This window comes from Nocardioides sp. LMS-CY, assembly GCF_018732145.1.
In the GTDB taxonomy this organism is placed as follows: Bacteria; Actinomycetota; Actinomycetes; order Propionibacteriales; family Nocardioidaceae; genus Nocardioides; species Nocardioides soli.
Map to the genome: position 1 here is coordinate 2036128 of NZ_CP076104.1, position 18958 is coordinate 2055085.

An 18958-nucleotide genomic window follows, 5' to 3' on the forward strand; every position below is an offset into this window, starting at 1 on the left:
ATGAACTCCCCCTCCCGCAAGCGTCGCGTCGCAGTCGTCTTCGGCGGCCGGTCCAGTGAGCACGCCGTCTCCTGCATCACCGCCGGCAGCGTGCTCGCCGCGATCGACCGCGAGCAGTACGAGGTGGTGCCGATCGGCATCGCGACCGACGGTCGCTGGGTGCTGGAGTCCGGCGACCCGGAGCGGCTGCGGATCCGGGGCCGCGACCAGCTGCCCTCCGTCGACGGCGACCGGGCGACGATCGCCCTCGCGCCGGAGGCGAGCTCGACCGGTCTGGTCGTGACCGAGCCGGCGCAGCCCCCGCGCACACTCGGCGACGTCGACGTCGTCTTCCCGCTCCTGCACGGGCCCTGGGGCGAGGACGGCACCATCCAGGGCATGCTCGAGATGGCCGGGGTCCGGTACGTCGGTGCGGGTGTGCTCGCGTCGGCGGTGAGCATGGACAAGGCCCACATGAAGGTCGCGCTCGCGGCCGTCGGGCTGCCGGTGCTGCCCTCGGTGACCGTGACCGCTGCGGAGTGGCAGCGCGACGCCGCCGGCTGCCGCGAGCGGGCCGCCGGGCTGGGCTACCCGCAGTTCGTGAAGCCGGCCCGGGGCGGCTCGAGCCTGGGGATCTCCAAGGTCCACGACGCCGCCGAGCTCGACCAGGCGGTCGAGGAGGCCTTCCGCTACGACCCGAAGGTCCTCGTCGAGACGGCGGCCGTGGACGCCCGCGAGATCGAGTGCGGCGTGCTCCAGGCGCTGGACGGGACGCCGGAGACCTCGGTGCCCGCGGAGATCCGGATCAGCGGCGACCACGAGTTCTACGACTTCGCGGCCAAGTACCTCCCCGAGGAGCACACCGAGCTCGACGTACCGGCCGACCTGCCGGACGACGTGGTCACGCGGCTCCGCGAGCTCTCGGTGCGGGCCTTCGAGGCGGTCGGCTGCGAGGGCCTGGCCCGGGTCGACTTCTTCCTGCTGCCCGGAGGCGACCTCGTCGTCAACGAGATCAACACGATGCCGGGCTTCACCCCGACGTCGATGTATCCGCGGATGTGGGCGGCCTCGGGCGTCGACTACCCGGCGCTGGTCGACCGCCTGATCGGCCTGGCGCTCGCGCGCGACACCGGCCTGCGCTGACCGGCCTGCGCTGACCGGCCTGCGCTGACCGGTCGCCGGCTAGCGGCAGCGGCCGGTCCGCTCGAACTCCCGGGAGATCACCTGGGTGAGCGCGCCGATGGCGTTGCCGAACCCGTCGGGCCGGTAGTCCGCGGGCAGCTGGAGCTCGACGCGGGGGCGGTAGTTGAGCTCGGTGGCGGTCACGTCGACGTCCTCGTCGCCCTCGGCGGCCGCGGCCAGCACCTCGTCGGGCACGTACCAGCCGGCGTCGTCGACCTGCACGCACGAGGCTCCCAGGTCGTAGCCGGCCGGCTCCTCGACCCCGCAGGTGACCACGATGGCCGGGTCACCCCAGGCGGCACCGTACGCCGTGTCGCCGGTCGTGTCGCGCCGCTCCTGGCCGGCGAGCGAGTCCGGCAGCTCGGCGACGAGCCGACGGCAGTCCGCCGCGGCGGAGCCCGAGAGCTCGGGCGCGTCGATCTCCACCGGACCGCTGGAGCAGCCCGCGGTCAGGGTGACCGCCGCGCACACGACGACGCCCCGTGCCAGCAGCGACACGGGGCGTCGGGGCCTGGAGTGATCGGGCACTCAGATGTGCACGACGGGGCAGGTCAGCGTGCGGGTGATCCCGTCGAGGTTCTGCACCTTCGAGACCACGAGCTTGCCCAGCTCATCGACGTTGCGGGCCTCCGCGCGCACGATCACGTCGTAGGGGCCGGTGACGTCCTCGGCGAGAGTCACGCCCTTGACCTGGGCGATCGCGGAGGCGACCTCGGCGGCCTTGCCGACGTCGGTCTGGATCAGGATGTACGCCTGGACGACCATCGCGCCCTCCCTCGGGTTGGTTGCGTGCGGGAGGCCCCAACCTACCGCGCGGTCCGCGCGTGCCGGTAGGTGCCGCGGGTGCTGGACACCGGCGTCTGGTGGGATGGGCACATGGCCGCACCCACCCCGTTCCCGCCCGACGCAACGCTCGCCGACGCGGGGGAGTTCGGGCTGATCTCGGCGCTGATCGACCTGTTCCCGCAGGGGGAGCAGGTGCTGGTCGGACCCGGCGACGACGCGGCCGTGCTGCGCATCCGCAACGGACACGTGGTGGTCTCGACGGACCTCCTCGTCGAGGGCCGGCACTTCCGCCGCGACTGGGCCAGCGCCGAGGACGTCGGCCACCGGGCCGCCGCGCAGAACCTCTCCGACATCAACGCGATGGGCGGCCGGGCGACCTCGTTGACGGTCGGCCTCGCCGCGCCGGCGGACCTGCCGGTGCAGTGGGCGCTCGACTTCGCCCGCGGCTTCGCCGAGGAGTGCTCCCTGGTGGGCGCGAGCGTGGTCGGTGGCGACCTCACGCGCGCCGACGAGATCGTGGTCGCGGTGACCGTCCTCGGCTCCTGCACGCAGGCACCGGTGCTGCGCTCGGGAGCGCGGCCCGGCGACGTCCTCGCGATCTGCGGCCGGCAGGGCTGGTCCGCCGGCGGCCTGGCGGTGCTCGGCCGGGGGTTCCGCTCGCCCCGGGTGCTGGTCGAGGCCTACCGCCGCCCGGAGCCGCCGTACGACGCCGGGCGGATCGCCGCCGAGGCCGGCGCGACCGCGATGATCGACGTCTCCGACGGCCTGCTGGCCGACGCCGGCCACGTCGCCGACGACTCCGGCGTCGCGATCGACGTGCACGCCTCGGCGTTCGACGTGCCGGAGCCGCTGCATGCCGTGGGCGCCGCGCTCGGTGCCGATCCGATCCAGTTCATGCTCAGCGGGGGCGAGGACCACGCCCTGCTGGCGACCTTCGCCTCGGTGGACGCCGTCCCGGCGGGCTGGGCCGTGATCGGCTCGGTCGCGGCCGGGTCGGGCGTGACCGTGGACGGCACGCCGTACGAGGGCCCCACCGGCTGGACGCACTTCTGAGTCGACTGTTCGGGCAGAACCGGAGCTCTTCGGGCGATGCTTCGGCCCAACAGCTCCGGTTTCCCCGGTGGACCGGCTCTCCTGACACATCTGTGGGTGGTTGAGCGCGCCGTGGATGGCGGCACGCCGTTCGCTGCCTAGGTTTCTGAGCTGTCGAAGAACAGGAACCGGGTCAGGAGAACGGCGTGCCTGGGGTCAGCCTATGGCGGGGTCTGCTCGGTCTGGAGCACACCGCTATCGAGAACGTGACCAGGGATCCGGATGGGTCGCTGGTCTTCCACGTGCGGCCGATGGCACGCCGGTGTGGCCGGTGTGGCCGGTGCCGGCGTCGATGTCCGGGCTACGACCCCGGCTCGGGACGCCGGCGGTGGCGGACCCTGGACCACGGGGTCGCGATGGCATTCCTGGAGGCCGACGCACCGCGGGTCCGCTGCCCGGCGCACGGCGTGGTGGTCGCGCATGTGCCGTGGGCCGTGCACGGCGCCGGTCACACCCTGACCTTCGACGCCCAGGTCGCCTGGCTGGTGGTCCGGACGTCCAAGAGCGCGGTGACCGAGCTGATGCGGGTCGCCTGGCGCACCGTGGGCGCGATCGTCGACCGGGTCTGGGCGAGTATCGACGCCGAGCACGGGGGCCCGACCGGGGCCCGGCTCGATGGGCTGACCCGGATCGGGATCGACGAGATCTCCTACCGCCGCGGCCAGCTGTACCTGACCGTGGTCGTCGACCACGACACCGGCCGGCTGGTGTGGGCCGAACCCGGACGGGACCGGCCCACGTTGCATCGATTCTTCGACGACCTCGGGCCCGAGCGCAGTCGCCAGATCACCCACGTCACCGCCGACTCCGCAACCTGGATTGCTGAGGTCGTCACCGCCCGCTGCCCCGACGCGGTGCAGTGCGCCGACCCGTTCCACATCGTCAAATGGGCCAACCAGGCCCTGGCCATCGTCCGTGCCGCCGCCTGGCGGGCCGCTCGCGCCGCCGGCGCGACCCGGAAGAACGGACACGAGCAGGGCCGGCAGCGTCGTGACTCCACCGGTGACGCCAAGGCGCTGCGCGACGCCCGCTACGCCCTGTGGCGCAACCCCGAGGACCTCACCGACCGGCAACGACAACGCCTGGACTGGGTCGCGGCCACCCACCCGATGCTGTGGGAGGCCTACCGGCTCAAGGAAGGTCTACGGCTGTTGTTCGCGATGCAAGGCCGCCCGGCTGTCGAGGCCTTCCACGAGTGGCTGGCCTGGGCCACCGCCAGCCAGATCGAGGAGTTCGCACACCTCGCCCGACGCATCACCGCGATCAGCGACCGCGTCGAGGCGACCTTGACGCACAAGCTCAGCAACGCCCTCGTGGAATCGGTCAACACCAAGATCCGACTCCTGACCCGCATCGCCTTCGGCTTCCACTCACCCCAACCACTGATCGCCCTGGCCATGCTCAGCCGCGGACCGCATCCACCACGACTGCCCGGACGCGACCCACAGATACGTCAGTAGAGCGGGTGGACCGGGGAAACCGCCCCCCGCCAACGCGAAAAGGCCCCGACCGGATCCGGTCGGGGCCTCGCGGTGGTACGTCAGGTCAGCGGGTGACCTTGCCGGCCTTGAGGCAGCCGGTGCAGACGTTGAGGCGCTTGGGAGTGCCGTTGACGGTCGCCCGGACACGCTGGATGTTGGGGTCGAAGCGACGCTTCGTGATCTTGCGCGACCACGGCCGGTTGTTGCCGAAGCCCGGCTTCTTGGCGCAGATGTCGCAGACGGCAGCCACGAGGTACTCCTGAAACGAATCGATTGGTCAGACGGATCGAGGGCCCGCGGACGGGCAACCGCACAAGAGTATCGGACCACCCCGCGGACGCGGAAATCGCGCCACTGCCACTAGCCTGTGGCACTGATCTCCCCGCGGAGCCGCACCGGGGCTCCGGGGCAGTCTCCCCGATCGAGGACGGCGATGGAAACTCCGCGCGGCGGCGTCATCACGGTCGAGGTCGTGCTCCGCTTCGTCGACCTCGCGACCGACGCCCTCGCCGACGCGCGCGAGGAGATCGACGCGCTCAACGTCTTCCCGGTGCCCGACGGCGACACCGGCACGAACATGTACCTGACCGTCTCCTCGGGGCGGGACGCGATCCGCGACGCCGTCGAGGCGGACCCGGGCGTCGACGTCGGGACCGCGCTCGCGACGTTCAGCCGCGGCGCGCTGCTCGGGGCCCGCGGCAACTCCGGCGTGATCCTCAGCGAGATGCTCGGCGCGATCGCGCGGCGGATCTCCGAGGCGGCCCCCGACCAGCGCAACGCCACGGTGATGGCCGAGGCGCTGGCGTGCGCAGCCGACGCGAGCTACGCGGCGGTCGGGACGCCGGTCGAGGGCACGATGCTCAGCGTGATCCGGGCCGCGGCCGATGCGGCGGTGGCCGTGGTCCGCGACTCCGGCACCCGGTCTCGCGACGTGTTCGCCGTCGCCGCCGCGGCCGCGCGGGAGGCGCTGGCCCGGACGCCGGAGCAGCTGCCCGCCCTCGCGGCGGCCGGGGTCGTCGACGCCGGCGGCCGCGGGGTCAGCGTCATCCTCGACGCGGCCGAGACCGTGCTGACCGGCCGCCGGCCGGTGCCGGTCACGGCGCCGCTCGGCACCCGGCAGATCCCCGTGCCCCAGACCGCGCCCGGCGCCGACCTGAGCCCGGACGGACCGTCGTACGAGGTGATGTACCTGCTCGACGCCGGCGACGACGCGGTGCCCACGCTCCGCGAGACGCTGGCCGGGCTCGGCGACTCGCTGGTGGTCGTGGGCGGCGAGGGGCTCTGGAACGTCCACGTGCACGTCGACGACGTCGGCGCCGCGATCGAGGCCGGGATCGCCGCGGGCCGTCCGCACCGGATCCGGGTGACGCACTTCGCCGAGCAGATCGCGGCGGCCCGGACCGTCTCGACGCGCCAGGGCCGGCGGGTGATCGCGGTGGCGGCCGGCCCCGGCCTCGCGGCGCTGTTCGAGGAGGCCGGCGGGGTCGTGGTCGGCGGCGGCCCCGGCCTGCGGCCCTCCACCGGCGAGCTGCTCGAGGCGATCACCGCCTGCGGCGCCGCCGAGGTCGTGGTGCTCCCCAACGACGCCGACACGGTGCGCGTCGCCGAGATCGCGGCGCGCACGGCGGAGGCCGACCTCGGCGAGGCGATCCGGGTCACGGTGATCCCGACCCACGCCCAGGTCGTCGGGCTGGCCGCGATCGCGGTGCACGAGCCCGGGCGCGCGTTCGACCAAGACGTGCTCGAGATGACCGCGACCGCGCGCCACGCGCGGCAGGGGGCGGTCACCGTCGCGGCCAAGCAGGCGATGACGATGGCGGGGCCGTGCGAGCCGGGCGACGTCCTCGGCGTGATCGCGGGCGACTTCGCCGTCGTCGGCGCCGACCTCTATGCCGTCGCGACCGACGTCCTGGAGCGGCTGCTCGCCGGTGGCGGGGAGCTCGTCACGATCGTCGCGGGCGCGGAGGACGTCGAGGGCGCGCTCGCCACGCGGTGCGCGGCGTACGTGGAGGAGCGGCACCCCGCTGTCGACGTCGTGGTGTACGACGGAGGCCAGCCGCGCTACCCGCTGCTGATGTCCGTGGAATGAGAGCACCGCACCCGTGATCACACTCGACTCACCCGTCGCCACCGTCCTCGGCGACCAGAAGAAGAAGCGCGACGCCATCGTCGAGCGGCTCGGGCTGCGCACGGTCGACGACCTGCTGCACCACTTCCCGCGGCGCTATCTCAAGACCGGCGAGCTCAGCCGGGTGGAGCGGCTGCACGAGGGGGAGATGCTGACCATCTCCGGCCGCCTCGGGAAGCCGCAGAAGCGCACCTACACCGACCGGCGCACCCGACGCACGGCGTACCGCGTCGACACCGTGGTGCACGCCGAGGGCGCCAGCCTGCGGATGTCGTTCTTCGCCCAGTCCGGCCGGATCGCCGACTGGAACGTGGCGCGGCTCGCCGAGGGGCGCGAGGGCATCTTCCTCGGCAAGGTCGGGAGCTTCCGCGGCGAGTGGCAGCTGACCAACCCGCAGATGGTGCTCTTCGGCAGCGGGGGCGAGGACCTCGCCGAGCTCTCGCTGGAGACCCTGCGCGCCTTCTACCCGATCTACCCCCTGACCAAGGGCGTCGACTCCTGGGACATCCAGAAGGCGATCGCGTTCGCGCTGTCGGTGGTCGACGACGTGGCCGACATGCTGCCGGAGGCGATCCGCGAGCAGTACGACCTGCTCGACGCCCGCCGGGCGCTGGCGTGGATCCACGCGCCCGACGACTACGCCGAGATCACCCGGGCGCAGCGGCGCTTCCGCTTCGAGGAGGCCCTGGTGACGCAGCTCGTGCTGGCCCGGCGGCGGCGCGAGGTCCGCGCGCTCGGCGCCCGGGCGCGCACCGGCGACCAGGGCGGACTGCTCGCGGCGTTCGACGCCCGGCTGCCCTTCGAGCTGACCGCGGGCCAGCGTGAGGTGGGGGAGCAGGTCGACGCCGACCTGGCCCAGGACCACCCGATGAACCGGCTGCTCCAGGGCGAGGTCGGCTCGGGCAAGACCCTGGTCGCGCTGCGCGCGATGCTGCGCGTCGTCGACTCCGGCGGCCAGGCCGCGCTGCTGGCCCCGACCGAGGTGCTCGCCCAGCAGCACCACCGCTCGATCACGGCCCTGCTCGGCGACCTCGCCGCGGGCGGGATGCTCGGCGGGGCCGCCGACGCGACGAACGTCGAGCTGCTCACCGGGTCGATGACCAAGGCCCAGCGCACCGGGCCGATGTCGCGGATCGCCACCGGCGAGGCCGGCATCGTGATCGGCACCCATGCGCTGCTCGAGGAGCGCGTGATCTTCGCCGACCTCGGTCTGGTCGTCGTCGACGAGCAGCATCGCTTCGGCGTCGAGCAGCGGGCCGCGCTCACCGACAAGGCCGGCACTCCGCCGCACGTGCTCGTGATGACGGCGACGCCGATCCCGCGCACGGTCGCGATGACCGTCTTCGGCGACCTCGAGACCTCGACGCTCACCGAGCTCCCGGCCGGCCGCGCGCCGATCCAGACCAACGTCGTGCCCCTCGCCGAGCACCCCGGCTGGCTCGGCCGGGTCTGGGAGCGGGTGCGCGAGGAGGTCGAGAAGGGCCATCAGGCCTACGTCGTGTGCCCGCGCATCACCGGCGACGAGCAGGAGCAGGGCGAGACCGACCAGGTCGACCTCGACGACGAGGACAACCCCGTGGTCCCCGATGCGCCCACCGGCGGCCTGTCCGCCGTGGAGGAGGTCGCTGCGCAGCTCGCGGAGGCCTCGCTCGCGGGCCTCCGGGTCGAGCGGCTGCACGGCAGGCTGCCGCCCGACGAGAAGGACCGCGTGATGCGTGCCTTCGCCGCCGGAGACGTCGACGTGCTGGTCTCGACGACCGTGATCGAGGTCGGCGTCGACGTCGCCAACGCCACGGCGATGGTGCTGCTCGACGCCGAGCGGTTCGGCGTCTCCCAGCTCCACCAGCTCCGCGGCCGGGTCGGCCGGGGCGGGCTGCCCGGCCTCTGCCTGCTGGTCTCGCGCGCGGAGCAGGGGAGCGCGGCCCGCGAGCGGCTCGACGCCGTCGCCGCGACCACCGACGGCTTCGAGCTGAGCCGGGTCGACCTCGAGCAGCGCCGGGAGGGCGACGTGCTCGGCAAGTCGCAGTCGGGGTTCCGATCCGGGCTGCAGAACCTCCGCGTGCTCCGCGACGAGGCGACGATCGTGCAGGCCCGCGAGGCGGCCAACGCACTCCTCGACGCGGACGCCGATCTGACGCTCGCGCCCGACCTGGCCACCGAGGTGGCCCGGCTCGAGGCCTCCGTCCAGGCCGACTTCATCGAGAAGTCGTGAGCACGCCATGACCCGCATCATCGGAGGCAGCGCCGGCGGTCGGCGGCTCCAGACACCCCGCGGCGACGCCACCCGCCCCACGAGCGACCGGGTCCGAGAGGCGCTCTTCTCCGCGATCGAGTCGTGGTGCGGCTCGCTGCACGGCCTCCGCGTCCTCGATCTGTACGCCGGATCCGGCGCGGTCGGCCTCGAGGCCTGGTCGCGCGGCGCCGCGACCGTCACCCTGGTCGAGCAGGACCGCCGCACCGCCGCCCTGGTCACCGCCAACGCGCGGACGATCGGCTACCCGAGGGCCGAGGTCGTCGCGGCCTCGGTCGCCGCCACGCTGCGCAAGCGGCCGAGCGCGGCGTACGACGTGGTCTTCCTCGACCCGCCGTACCCGCTCGACGACGAGATGGTCGCCGGCGACCTCGCCGCGCTCGTCGACCACGGCTGGCTGGCCCCTGGCGCGATGGTCGTCGTCGAGCGCTCGTCGCGCAGCCCCGAGCCGGCGTGGCCGGAGGGGCTCGGCCGGGAGCGTGAGAAGCGTTACGGGGAGACCACCCTGTGGTTCGCGGTAGCGTCCACGCCATGACCCGCGCCGTCTGCCCCGGATCGTTCGACCCGGTGACCAACGGTCATCTCGACATCATCCGCCGGGCGGCGGCGATCTTCGACGAGCTGGTGGTCGCGACCGGCACCAACCCCTCGAAGTCGCGGCTGTTCGACCCCGACTCGCGCATGGAGATGCTGCGCGAGGTCTGCGCCGACCTCCCCAACGTGCGGGTGATGGGCTTCACCGGCCTGATCGTGGACTTCTGCCGCGAGATCGGCGCCGCGGCGATCGTCAAGGGCCTGCGGGGCGGCAACGACTACGAGTACGAGCTGCCGATGGCGCAGATGAACTCCCACCTCACGGGCGTCGAGACGGTCTTCGTGCCCACCAACGCGTCCTGGGGCTACGTGTCGTCGAGCCTCGTCAAGGAGGTCGCCTCGCTGGGCGGGGACGTCTCCGCGCTGGTGCCGCCCGCCGTGCACGCCCGGCTCACGCTGCGGCTGGCCGAGCGCTAGTGGGTTTCGAGACGTGTCGCTGGTCCCGCGCTGGCGCGCGGTCCCAGCCGACACCCTCAACCCCCTCGGCCCACGCTCGTCCCTCGCAGGCTCGGTCCGAGCTACCTCGGGGTTTCGAGACGTGTCGCTGGTCCCGCGCTGGCGCGCGGTCCCAGCCGACACCCTCAACCCCCTCGGCCCACGCTCGTCCCTCGCAGGCTCGGTCCGAGCTACCTCGGGGTTTGGCCGGGCCGACGCCCGACCGGTACGCTTCTCGCTGATCTGTCGTGCCTGAAACCGGAAGTAGAACCCTGAGCAGCCTGGACCCGAGAGCGCCGCTCGTGCTCGACACCCGCGAGCTCGGCCGCCGCCCGGGGTCCCAGCATCAGGTGACGCGGACGGTTCCGGCACCGGCAGATCTGGGCATCGAAGTCCTCCGTGTCCCGGAAGGCTCACAGGTCGAGCTCGACCTGCGGCTGGAAGCGGTCATGGAGGGTGTGCTGGTGACGGGCTCGACCGAGGTCGAGCCCGTCGGTGAGTGCGCGCGGTGCCTGGAGCCGATCTCCGACCGGATGGTCGTCGGCTTCCAGGAGCTGTTCGTCTACGAGGACCAGCGCAACCCCTCCGAGGAGGACGACGAGGTCAGCACGCTCGAGGGAGACCTGGTCGACCTGGAGCCCCTGCTGCGGGACGCGGTGGTGCTCGCACTGCCGTTCCAGCCGCTGTGCGAGGACGACTGTCCCGGGTTGTGCCCCGACTGCGGGGCTCGACTCAAGGACGACCCGGACCACGCGCACGACGCGCCGATCGACCCGCGTTGGGCGGGGCTGGCGGCCCTGAAGCAGGATCAGCACGACCAGAACTGAGACCAGATCGACACATGGCCGGAGACTCCGGTCCTGGCTAGAGGAGAGAACAGTGGCTGTCCCGAAGCGGAAGATGTCGCGCAGCAACACGCGTCACCGTCGCTCGGCCTGGAAGGCCGTGGCGCCCCAGCTGGTGACCTGCGCGAACCCCGCCTGCGGTGCCAAGCACCTCCCGCACCGTGCGTGCGGCGAGTGCGGCCAGTACGGCGCGCGCGCCGACCGTCGTCAGGTCCTCTGACCGGTTCCGGTCCGCTGACCAACTACGCCGCGCTGCGAGCAGCGCTCGGGGACCCCGAGCTGGACCCCGAGCTGCTCGAGCGCGCACTCACCCACCGCTCGTACGCGTACGAGAACGGTGGTCTGCCGAACAACGAGCGCCTGGAGTTCCTGGGCGACTCGGTGCTCGGCGTGGTCGTCACCGAGACGCTCTACCGCACCCACCCGGACCTGTCTGAGGGCCGGCTGGCGAAGCTGCGCGCGGCGGTCGTCAACGCCCGCGCGCTGGCCGAGGTCGGCCGGGGCATCGGCGTCGGCGAGCACGTGAAGCTCGGCCGCGGCGAGGAGACGACCGGTGGCCGTGAGAAGGCGTCGATCCTCTCCGACACCGTCGAGGCGGTGATCGGCGCCGTGCACCTGAGTGGGGGCTTCGAGGGCTCCGCCCCGGTGGTCCACCGGCTCTTCGACCCGCTCATCGAGGCCGCCTCCGCGCTGGGCGCCGGCCTGGACTGGAAGACCTCGCTGCAGGAGCTCTCGGCCGAGCACGGGCTCGGCGTCCCCGAGTACGTCATCGAGGACGAGGGCCCCGACCACATGAAGACCTTCACCGCCCAGGTGCGGGTCCGCGACCGTCTCTACGGCAACGGCGTCGGGCGCTCCAAGAAGGAGGCCGAGCAGGCGGCCGCCGAGACGGCGTACGGCGAGATCGCCAGCGAGCTCGACGTCGCCGACCCGGCGAGCAGCGCCGCCGTGGACACCGCAGCGGACACTGCCGCCGAGCAGGGCTGACCGGCTCCGGTGCCCGAGCTCCCGGAGGTCGAGGTCGTGCGCGCCGGCATCGAGCGCCACGTCGTCGGCGCCACCATCGCCCGCGTCGACGTCCTGCACCCGCGCCCGGTGCGCCGCGACCCACGTGGTCCCGCCGGCTTCGCCGCGGCCCTGACCGGCCGCCGCGTCGACGCCGCCCGGCGCCGCGGGAAGTACCTCTGGCTGCCGCTCGACAGCGGCGACGCGCTGCTGGGCCACCTCGGGATGAGCGGACAGATCCTGGTCCAGCCGCCCGACGCGCCGGCCGAGCGGCACCTGCGCGTCCGCTTCGCCCTCGATGGCAGCGACGAGGGCCGCGAGATGCGGTTCGTCGACCAGCGGATGTTCGGCGGGCTGTCCTTCTCCGGGGGCGGCGCCGAGCTGCCGCCGGAGATCGCGCACATCGCCCGCGACCCGCTCGACCCGGAGTTCGACGACGACCTGTTCGTGCGCCGGGTCCGCAAGCGGGCCTCCGGCATCAAGCGGCAGCTGCTCGATCAGGGCCTGGTCTCCGGGGTCGGCAACATCTACGCCGACGAGGCGCTGTGGCGGGCGCGGCTGCACGGCGAGCGCCCAGGGGAGCGGCTGACCGCCGCCCAGGTGCGCGAGCTGCTCGGCCACGCCCGCGACGTCATGGTCGCCGCGCTCGGCGAGGGCGGCACGTCGTTCGACGCCCTCTACGTCAACGTCAACGGCGAGTCGGGCTACTTCGACCGCTCCCTGCACGCCTACGGGCGCGAGGGGGAGCCCTGCGACCGGTGCGGTACGCCGGTGCGCCGGGTCGCGTTCATGAACCGCTCGTCGTACTTCTGCCCGGTCTGCCAGCCCGCCCCGCGCCGCCGCCGGAGCGCCTCACATTGACCCGCGGCGCCCTGGGTGGGACTCTTGAAGACGGCCCGCCATCGCGGACCCCATCCCCTCTCACCACCCCGGAAGGCTCATACATGGCCAAGGCGCTGATCGGCTACATGGACAGCGACCTGCGGACTCCCGCACTCTCGGCCGAGAACGCTCGGCTGCGCGCGCGTGTGGGCGAGCTCGAGGCACTCGTGCTGCGCCTGAGCGAGGAGAACGACAAGCTCGCGGCCGCGCAGGCCGCCGCGCTCCTCGACGAAGCCGCGTCCCTGTCGGAGATGCAGCCCGCCTGACCGTCGCCAGGCACGGCCGGTCAGGTCCGGCGTGCCTTCATGCTGGCGGTGTCGCCGGTCTGCGGCTCCCGCCACACCACCTTCAGCTTCGCGCCGACCCGCTTGGCCTTGGCGCTGACCGGGCTCACGCAGGGGCTCGGACCGCGGGTGATCACCTCGCGGAACGTGTACCAGCCGCCCTTCTTCCCGCGGAACTTCCAGGTCCCGGAGCAGATCCCGGGGTAGGTGATCGTGCCACGCAGCTTCCCGTGCCGCTGGGTGATCCTCACCTTCGCGGTGTAGCCGACCGGGCCGCCCGCGTCGCCGTACACGGCGCCCTTCCACGAGCCCGTCACGCCCTTCGCGGCGCGGGCGTGGTCGGTCCGATCGGCGTGCGTCGGTGCCGCGGTCGCGGCGGGTGCGACCATCACGGCGGACGCCACGAGCGCCGCCAGAGCCGTCTTGATCATGCTGTCTCCCCGTCTCCGGTCCCTGGTGGGACGTCTGCCCTGACCTACCCCCGGGCCGGTGCGCGGTAAACCGGAGGAAATGCGTCGGGAGCTGCGTCTAGAGTCAGCGCCTTGTGAGCAGGCTGGTGGAGATCGTCGCGCCGCGCCGTCTCGGCACCGGCTTCCGCTGGCTGCTCGCGTCGTCCTGGGTGAGCAACCTCGGCGACGGGCTCGCGCTCGCGGCGGGGCCGCTCCTGGTGGCGTCGATGACCGACGACCCGGCGCTGGTCGCGATGGCGGCCCTGCTCCAGTGGCTGCCGCCGCTGGTCTTCGGCCTGTACGCCGGGGCGCTCGCCGACCGGCTGGACCGGCGGCTGATCATCGTCACCGTCGACCTGCTCCGTGCGGGCGTGCTCGTGCTGCTCACCCTCGCCATCGCCACCGACGTGGTGTCGATCTGGCTGGTGCTGCTGGCGATGTTCCTGCTCGGCACCGCGGAGGTGTTCGCCGACAACACGGCCGCGACGCTGATGCCGATGCTGGTCCACCGCGACGACCTCGCGGTCGCGAACGCCCGGCTCACCACGGGCTTCATCACCGTCAACCAGCTCGCGGGGCCGCCGATCGGGGCGGCGCTGTTCACAGCCGGACACGCGCTGCCCTTCCTGGCCCAGGGCGTGGTCGTGGCGCTCGGTGCGCTGCTGGTGGCACGGGTGGTGCTGCCGCCGCACCGGCGAGAGGCGCCCCAGACCCACCTCCGGCAGGACATCGCCGAGGCGTTCCGCTGGGTGGTTCGCCACCCCGCCGTCCGCACGCTGGTGCTGACCATCTTCGTCTTCAACATCACCTTCGGCGCCGCCTGGTCGATCCTGGTGCTCTACGCGACCCAGCGACTGGGCCTGGGCGAGGTCGGATTCGGCCTGCTGACGACGGTGTCGGCGGTGGGCGGGCTGGCGGGCACGCTGTCCTACGGCTGGATCACCCGGCGGGTCAGCCTGAGCAACCTGATGCGCGTCGGCCTGGTCGTCGAGACTCTGACGATGCTCTCGCTCGCGCTGACCACGAGCGCCTGGGTGGCGATGGGGATCTTCTTCGTCTTCGGCGCGCACGCCTTCATCTGGGGCACCACCTCGCTCACCATCCGCCAGCGCGCCGTCCCGAACGAGCTCCAGGGCCGGGTCGGTAGCGTCAACCTGGTCGGCGTCTTCGGCGGGCTGGTTATCGGCTCGGGCCTCGGCGGGGTGATCGCGCAGCACGGGGGAGTGACGGCGCCGTTCTGGTTCGCCTTCGTCGGCTCCGCGGTCTTCGTCGTGCTGATCTGGCGCCAGCTCACCCACATCGCGCACACCGACCACGCCGACCACGCAGAGGCCCCGGCCTGAGCCGACTCGGCACGTGCCCGGATACCGGGGATCGGGGGTGGCGCCGGGTATCGTGAGCCAGGCTGAGCTTCCCCTGGGTCGGCTGCGATGATGCAGCCTCCGACCTCAGTGTCCGCGGAACCGACCAGCTGGGAGCCCGACGTTGTACCTGAAGAGCCTGACCCTCAAGGGGTTCAAGTCCTTCGCCTCCTCGACCACGCTCCAGCTCGAGCCCGGCATCACCTGCATCGTGGGTCCCAACGGCTCCGGCAAGTCGAACGTCGTCGACGCGCTCGCCTGGGTGATGGGCGAGCAGGGGGCCAAGTCGCTGCGCGGCGGCAAGATGGAGGACGTCATCTTCGCCGGCACCTCGGGCCGGCCGCCGCTCGGGCGGGCCGAGGTCGTGCTGACCATCGACAACGCCGACGGCGCGCTGCCGATCGAGTACTCCGAGGTCACGATCAGCCGCACGATGTTCCGCAGCGGCGGGTCGGAGTATGCCATCAACGGTAACTCGTGCCGCCTGCTCGACGTCCAGGAGCTGCTCTCCGACTCCGGCATCGGCCGCGAGATGCACGTGATCGTGGGGCAGGGCCAGCTCGACACGATCCTGCACGCGACGCCCGAGGACCGCCGGGGCTTCATCGAGGAGGCCGCCGGCGTCCTCAAGCACCGCAAGCGCAAGGAGAAGGCGCTCCGCAAGCTCGACTCCACCGAGGGCAACCTCGCCCGCCTGGGCGACCTGCTCGTGGAGATCCGCCGCCAGCTCAAGCCGCTCGGCCGCCAGGCCGAGGTCGCGCGGCGGGCGGCCACCGTGCAGGCCGATGTGCGCGACGCTCGCGCCCGGCTGCTCGCCGACGACCTCACGGTCGCCCGCACCTCGCTGGAGCAGGAGCTGGCCGACGAGTCGATCCTGGTCACCCGCCGCGAGCAGGTCGAGGCCGAGATCGCGGCCGGCCGCGAGCGCGAGACCGCCCTCGAGGCCGCCCTCCGCGAGGACCTGCCCGCCCTGGCCCAGGCCCAGGAGACCTGGTTCGCGCTCTCCGGGCTCAAGGAGCGGCTCCGCGGCACCCAGTCGCTGGCGGCCGAGCGCGTGCGCAACGCCGCGGGCACCCGCGACGTCGAAGAGGCGCGTTCGGGCCGCGACCCCGACCAGCTCGAGGCCGAGGCGGCGCAGGTGCGCGAGCAGGAGGAGCGGATCGCCGCCGAGGTGGACGCCCACCGGGTCGCGCTCGAGGAGGCGGTGACCGCTCGCCGGGGCGCCGAGGACGCCGCCGCCGAGGAGGACCGCAAGATCGCCGCGCTGCAGCGGGCCGCCGCCGACCGCCGCGAGGGCCTGGCCCGGCTCAACGGTCAGGTCAACGCGCTGCGCCAGCGGGCGGCCGCCGCCGACGAGGAGGTCGGCCGGCTGAGCCTGGCCCGCGAGGAGGCTGTGGCCCGGGCCGAGCGGGCCCAGCGCGACTTCACCGCGCTCGAGACCAAGGTCGCCGGCCTCGACGCCGGCGAGGAGGGTCTCGACGCCGAGCACGAGGCGGCCTCGGCCGGCCTCGACGACGTCGAGGAGCGGCTCGCCAAGGCGCGTGACGAGGCGCTCCAGGCCGACCGCGACCGCTCCGCGCTCGCCGCCCGCAAGGACGCGCTCGAGCTCGGCCTCAACCGCAAGGACGGCGCGGGTGCGCTGCTCGCGGCCAGCGACGAGGTCTCGGGACTGCTCGGCTCGGTCGCCGCGCTGCTCAGCGTGCGGGTGGGCTTCGAGACCGCCGTCGCCCAAGCGCTCGGCTCCGCGGCCGGCGCGGTGGCCGTGGCCGACGCCGGCGCCGCCGTACGCGCCATCGAGCACCTCAAGGGCGCCGACCTCGGCCGGGCCGGGATGCTGCTCGGCGGCGCGCCCGACCAGCCGCGCGACTGGCCCGCGCTGCCGCCGGGCGCCGAGTACGCCGTCGACGTCGTCGAGTGCCCCGGCGAGGTCCGCCCCGCGCTCACCCGGCTGCTGCTCAAGGTCGCGGTCGTCGACGACCTCGCGGCGGCCCGCTCGCTCGTGGCCGCCCTGCCCGACGTCACCGCCGTGACCCGCGAGGGCGACCTGATCGGCACCCACTTCGCGGCCGGCGGCTCCGGCAGCCAGCCCAGCCTGATCGAGGTCCAGGCCGCCGTCGACGAGGCCGCGCAGCAGCTCGCCGAGACGATCGCCTCCTCCGAGCGCCTCGGCTTCGAGATGTCGCGGCTGGAGAGCGAGCGGCTCGAGGCGCACAAGCGGGTCGACGTCGCGCTCGCGAAGCTCCACGAGTCCGACGCCACGCTGGCCGCCGTCGCCGAGGAACTCGGCCAGTTCGGCTCGCAGGCCCGTGCCGCCCGCGGCGAGGCCGAGCGGCTGGCCCAGGCGATCGCGAAGGCCGAGGAGGCCCGCGTGCAGGCCGTGTCCGGCCTCGCCGATCTCGAGCAGCGCCTCGCGTCCGCGGAGGAGGCGCCCGAGGAGGAGCCCGACACCACCGCCCGCGAGCAGCTCGTCGAGGCCGCCCGCGGCGCCCGCCAGGGCGAGATGGACGCCCGGCTGGCGCTGCGCACCTCGGAGGAGCGGGCCCGCGCGCTGCACGGCCGCGCCGACGCGCTGCTGCGGGCGGCCGAGAAGGAGCGCGCGGCCCGGGCCCAGGCGGCCGAACGTCGCGAGCGGCTGATCCGCGAGGGCCGGGCCGCCGAGGCGGTCGGCGTCGCGGTGGGTTACGTGCTGGCCCGGCTGGAGATCTCGATCCGGCGCGCCGCCGAGGCCCGGGCCGCCGTCGAGCAGTCCCGCAGCGGCCGCGAGCAGGACCTCCGGGACGTCCGGACCCAGCTCCGCGACCTCGGCAAGGAGCACGACGAGCTGGTCAGCTCCGTCCACCGCGACGAGGTCGCCCGCACCCAACGGCGGATGCGCATCGAGCAGCTCGAGGAGAAGGCGATCGAGGAGCTCGGCATCGACGCCGACGCGCTGATCGCCGAGTACGGCCCCGACGTGCCCGTCCCGCGGCTGTCCGACCCCGCCGCGACGAGCTCCCCGGACGCGGCCGCGACCGACGGGCCCGAAGCCGACGCCGAGACGCTGGACCTCGCCGACGGCGGCCAGCCCGCCACGTACCCGTACGTCCGCGAGGAGCAGCAGAAGCGGCTGCGCACCGCCGAGCGCGCGCTGCGCGAGCTCGGCCGGGTCAACCCGCTGGCGCTGGAGGAGTTCTCGGCGATGGAGGAGCGCCACCAGTTCCTCTCCGAGCAGCTCGAGGACCTGAAGAAGACCCGCAAGGACCTGCTCGACATCGTCCGCGAGGTCGACGAGCGCGTCGAGCAGGTCTTCACCGAGGCGTACGCCGACGTGAGCAGGGCCTTCGACGCGACCTTCGCGCGGCTCTTCCCGGGCGGCGAGGGCCGCCTGGTGCTGACCGACCCCGGCGACATGCTCGCCACCGGGGTCGAGGTCGAGGCCCGTCCGCCGGGCAAGAAGGTCAAGCGGCTCTCGCTGCTCTCCGGCGGCGAGCGCTCGCTGGTGGCGGTCGCGTTCCTGGTCGCGCTCTTCAAGGCCCGGCCGTCGCCGTTCTACATCCTCGACGAGGTCGAGGCCGCCCTCGACGACACCAACCTCGGTCGCCTGCTGGAGATCTACGAGGAGCTGCGCGAGAACTCCCAGCTCCTGGTCATCACCCACCAGAAGCGCACCATGGAGGTCGGCGACGCCCTCTACGGCGTGACCATGCGCGGCGACGGCGTCTCGGCGGTGATCAGCCAGCGGCTTCGCGAGGCGGAGAGCGCGTGAGCGACCGTCCCACCCGGTCCGACTACGTGGCGTGGCGGACCGTCACGACCCGGTGGCGCGACGACGACGCCTACGGGCACCTCAACAACGCGACCTACTACGAGCTGTTCGACACGGCGGTCAACGCCTACCTCTACGAGGCGACCGGCACCGACATCCGGGCGCTTCCCCAGATCGGCGTCGTGGCCGAGACCGGCTGCCGCTACTTCCGCGAGCTCGGCTTCCCGGCGCCGATCGAGACCGGACTGGTCGTCGACAAGGTGGGCCGATCGAGCGTCGTCTACCGGATCGGGCTCTTCCAGGGTGACCCCGTGCGCGAGGGGGCCGAGGCCGCGGCCGAGGGGCGTTTCGTGCACGTCTACGTCGACAACACCGACCCGGCCCGCCCCGCCACGCCGATGCCCGACGTGATCCGCGCCGCAGTCGAGCGACTGCTGCGCGTCTGATTGCGGAGGGCCG

Annotated in this window: 19 protein-coding genes; 15 read left to right on the top strand and 4 right to left on the bottom strand. The window is 73.3% G+C overall.

Annotated features, from left to right (window positions below):
* Entirely contained in the window at positions 1 to 1122 is a 1122-nt protein-coding gene (locus tag KM427_RS09840; protein WP_215527080.1) for a D-alanine--D-alanine ligase family protein, read from the top strand.
* Between the two features lie 39 nt (positions 1123 to 1161).
* On the opposite strand, the gene KM427_RS09845 is transcribed toward KM427_RS09840, so the two are convergent.
* Both KM427_RS09845 and KM427_RS09850 read right to left on the bottom strand, forming a co-directional pair.
* Positions 1162 to 1659: a DUF3515 domain-containing protein gene (locus tag KM427_RS09845; protein WP_215527081.1), complete on the bottom strand. Its 498-nt coding sequence runs from the start codon at positions 1657 to 1659 to the stop codon at positions 1162 to 1164.
* A gap of 30 nt (positions 1660 to 1689) precedes the next feature.
* Positions 1690 to 1926, bottom strand: coding sequence for an Lrp/AsnC family transcriptional regulator (locus KM427_RS09850; RefSeq protein WP_056149245.1), 237 nt, complete (start codon positions 1924 to 1926; stop codon positions 1690 to 1692).
* 111 nt (positions 1927 to 2037) lie between these two features.
* Here KM427_RS09850 and KM427_RS09855 point away from each other — a divergent pair, with 111 nt between their 5' ends.
* Positions 2038 to 3000 (top strand): thiamine-phosphate kinase, encoded by a 963-nt coding sequence (locus KM427_RS09855; RefSeq protein ID WP_215527082.1) that lies wholly within the window; start codon positions 2038 to 2040, stop codon positions 2998 to 3000.
* A gap of 185 nt (positions 3001 to 3185) precedes the next feature.
* A complete protein-coding gene (locus KM427_RS09860) occupies positions 3186 to 4499 on the top strand; it encodes an ISL3 family transposase (protein WP_215525763.1) in 1314 nt (437 codons plus the stop codon).
* An 85-nt stretch (positions 4500 to 4584) separates the two neighbouring features.
* On the opposite strand, the gene rpmB is transcribed toward KM427_RS09860, so the two are convergent.
* Positions 4585 to 4770, bottom strand: a complete 186-nt coding sequence (rpmB, locus tag KM427_RS09865; RefSeq protein WP_011756723.1) for a 50S ribosomal protein L28 — start codon at positions 4768 to 4770, stop codon at positions 4585 to 4587.
* Between the two features lie 183 nt (positions 4771 to 4953).
* Between rpmB and KM427_RS09870 the strand changes: the two genes are divergently transcribed.
* The 9 genes from KM427_RS09870 (at position 4954) to KM427_RS09910 (ending at position 12926) form a co-directional block, all read left to right on the top strand.
* On the top strand, positions 4954 to 6609 hold the full coding sequence (locus KM427_RS09870; protein ID WP_215527083.1) for a DAK2 domain-containing protein: 1656 nt from the start codon (positions 4954 to 4956) through the stop codon (positions 6607 to 6609).
* A 13-nt stretch (positions 6610 to 6622) separates the two neighbouring features.
* Positions 6623 to 8860, top strand: coding sequence for an ATP-dependent DNA helicase RecG (locus KM427_RS09875; protein WP_215527084.1), 2238 nt, complete (start codon positions 6623 to 6625; stop codon positions 8858 to 8860).
* A 7-nt stretch (positions 8861 to 8867) separates the two neighbouring features.
* The gene (gene rsmD / locus KM427_RS09880; protein WP_183590587.1) at positions 8868 to 9434 is read left to right on the top strand and encodes a 16S rRNA (guanine(966)-N(2))-methyltransferase RsmD; all 567 of its coding nucleotides are present in this window, start codon (positions 8868 to 8870) and stop codon (positions 9432 to 9434) included.
* Positions 9431 to 9910 carry a pantetheine-phosphate adenylyltransferase gene (gene coaD, locus KM427_RS09885; protein ID WP_183590586.1) on the top strand — a complete coding sequence of 160 codons (480 nt, stop codon included), beginning with the start codon at positions 9431 to 9433 and terminating at the stop codon, positions 9908 to 9910. The genes rsmD and coaD overlap by 4 nt, the downstream gene beginning before the upstream one ends.
* A 266-nt stretch (positions 9911 to 10176) precedes the next feature.
* Entirely contained in the window at positions 10177 to 10755 is a 579-nt protein-coding gene (locus KM427_RS09890) for a YceD family protein (protein ID WP_252275238.1), read from the top strand.
* A 52-nt stretch (positions 10756 to 10807) separates the two neighbouring features.
* A complete protein-coding gene (rpmF, locus tag KM427_RS09895; protein ID WP_181644900.1) occupies positions 10808 to 10993 on the top strand; it encodes a 50S ribosomal protein L32 in 186 nt (61 codons plus the stop codon).
* Positions 10948 to 11760, top strand: a complete 813-nt coding sequence (gene rnc / locus KM427_RS09900; protein ID WP_183590585.1) for a ribonuclease III — start codon at positions 10948 to 10950, stop codon at positions 11758 to 11760. The genes rpmF and rnc overlap by 46 nt, the downstream gene beginning before the upstream one ends.
* 9 nt (positions 11761 to 11769) lie before the next feature.
* Positions 11770 to 12639 carry a bifunctional DNA-formamidopyrimidine glycosylase/DNA-(apurinic or apyrimidinic site) lyase gene (gene mutM / locus KM427_RS09905; RefSeq protein WP_215527085.1) on the top strand — a complete coding sequence of 290 codons (870 nt, stop codon included), beginning with the start codon at positions 11770 to 11772 and terminating at the stop codon, positions 12637 to 12639.
* Positions 12640 to 12722: 83 nt separating this feature from the next.
* Positions 12723 to 12926 carry a hypothetical protein gene (locus tag KM427_RS09910; protein ID WP_183590583.1) on the top strand — a complete coding sequence of 68 codons (204 nt, stop codon included), beginning with the start codon at positions 12723 to 12725 and terminating at the stop codon, positions 12924 to 12926.
* 20 nt (positions 12927 to 12946) lie between these two features.
* On the opposite strand, the gene KM427_RS09915 is transcribed toward KM427_RS09910, so the two are convergent.
* Positions 12947 to 13375 carry a hypothetical protein gene (locus tag KM427_RS09915; protein WP_215527086.1) on the bottom strand — a complete coding sequence of 143 codons (429 nt, stop codon included), beginning with the start codon at positions 13373 to 13375 and terminating at the stop codon, positions 12947 to 12949.
* 113 nt (positions 13376 to 13488) lie between these two features.
* Here KM427_RS09915 and KM427_RS09920 point away from each other — a divergent pair, with 113 nt between their 5' ends.
* From KM427_RS09920 to KM427_RS09930, 3 genes are all read left to right on the top strand, one after another.
* Positions 13489 to 14736 (top strand): MFS transporter, encoded by a 1248-nt coding sequence (locus KM427_RS09920; protein ID WP_215527087.1) that lies wholly within the window; start codon positions 13489 to 13491, stop codon positions 14734 to 14736.
* Between the two features lie 142 nt (positions 14737 to 14878).
* A complete protein-coding gene (gene smc, locus KM427_RS09925) occupies positions 14879 to 18499 on the top strand; it encodes a chromosome segregation protein SMC (protein WP_215527088.1) in 3621 nt (1206 codons plus the stop codon).
* Complete coding sequence (locus tag KM427_RS09930; protein WP_215527089.1) at positions 18496 to 18945, top strand: acyl-CoA thioesterase; 450 nt, start codon at positions 18496 to 18498, stop codon at positions 18943 to 18945. The genes smc and KM427_RS09930 overlap by 4 nt, the downstream gene beginning before the upstream one ends.
* Positions 18946 to 18958: the final 13 nt, after the last annotated feature.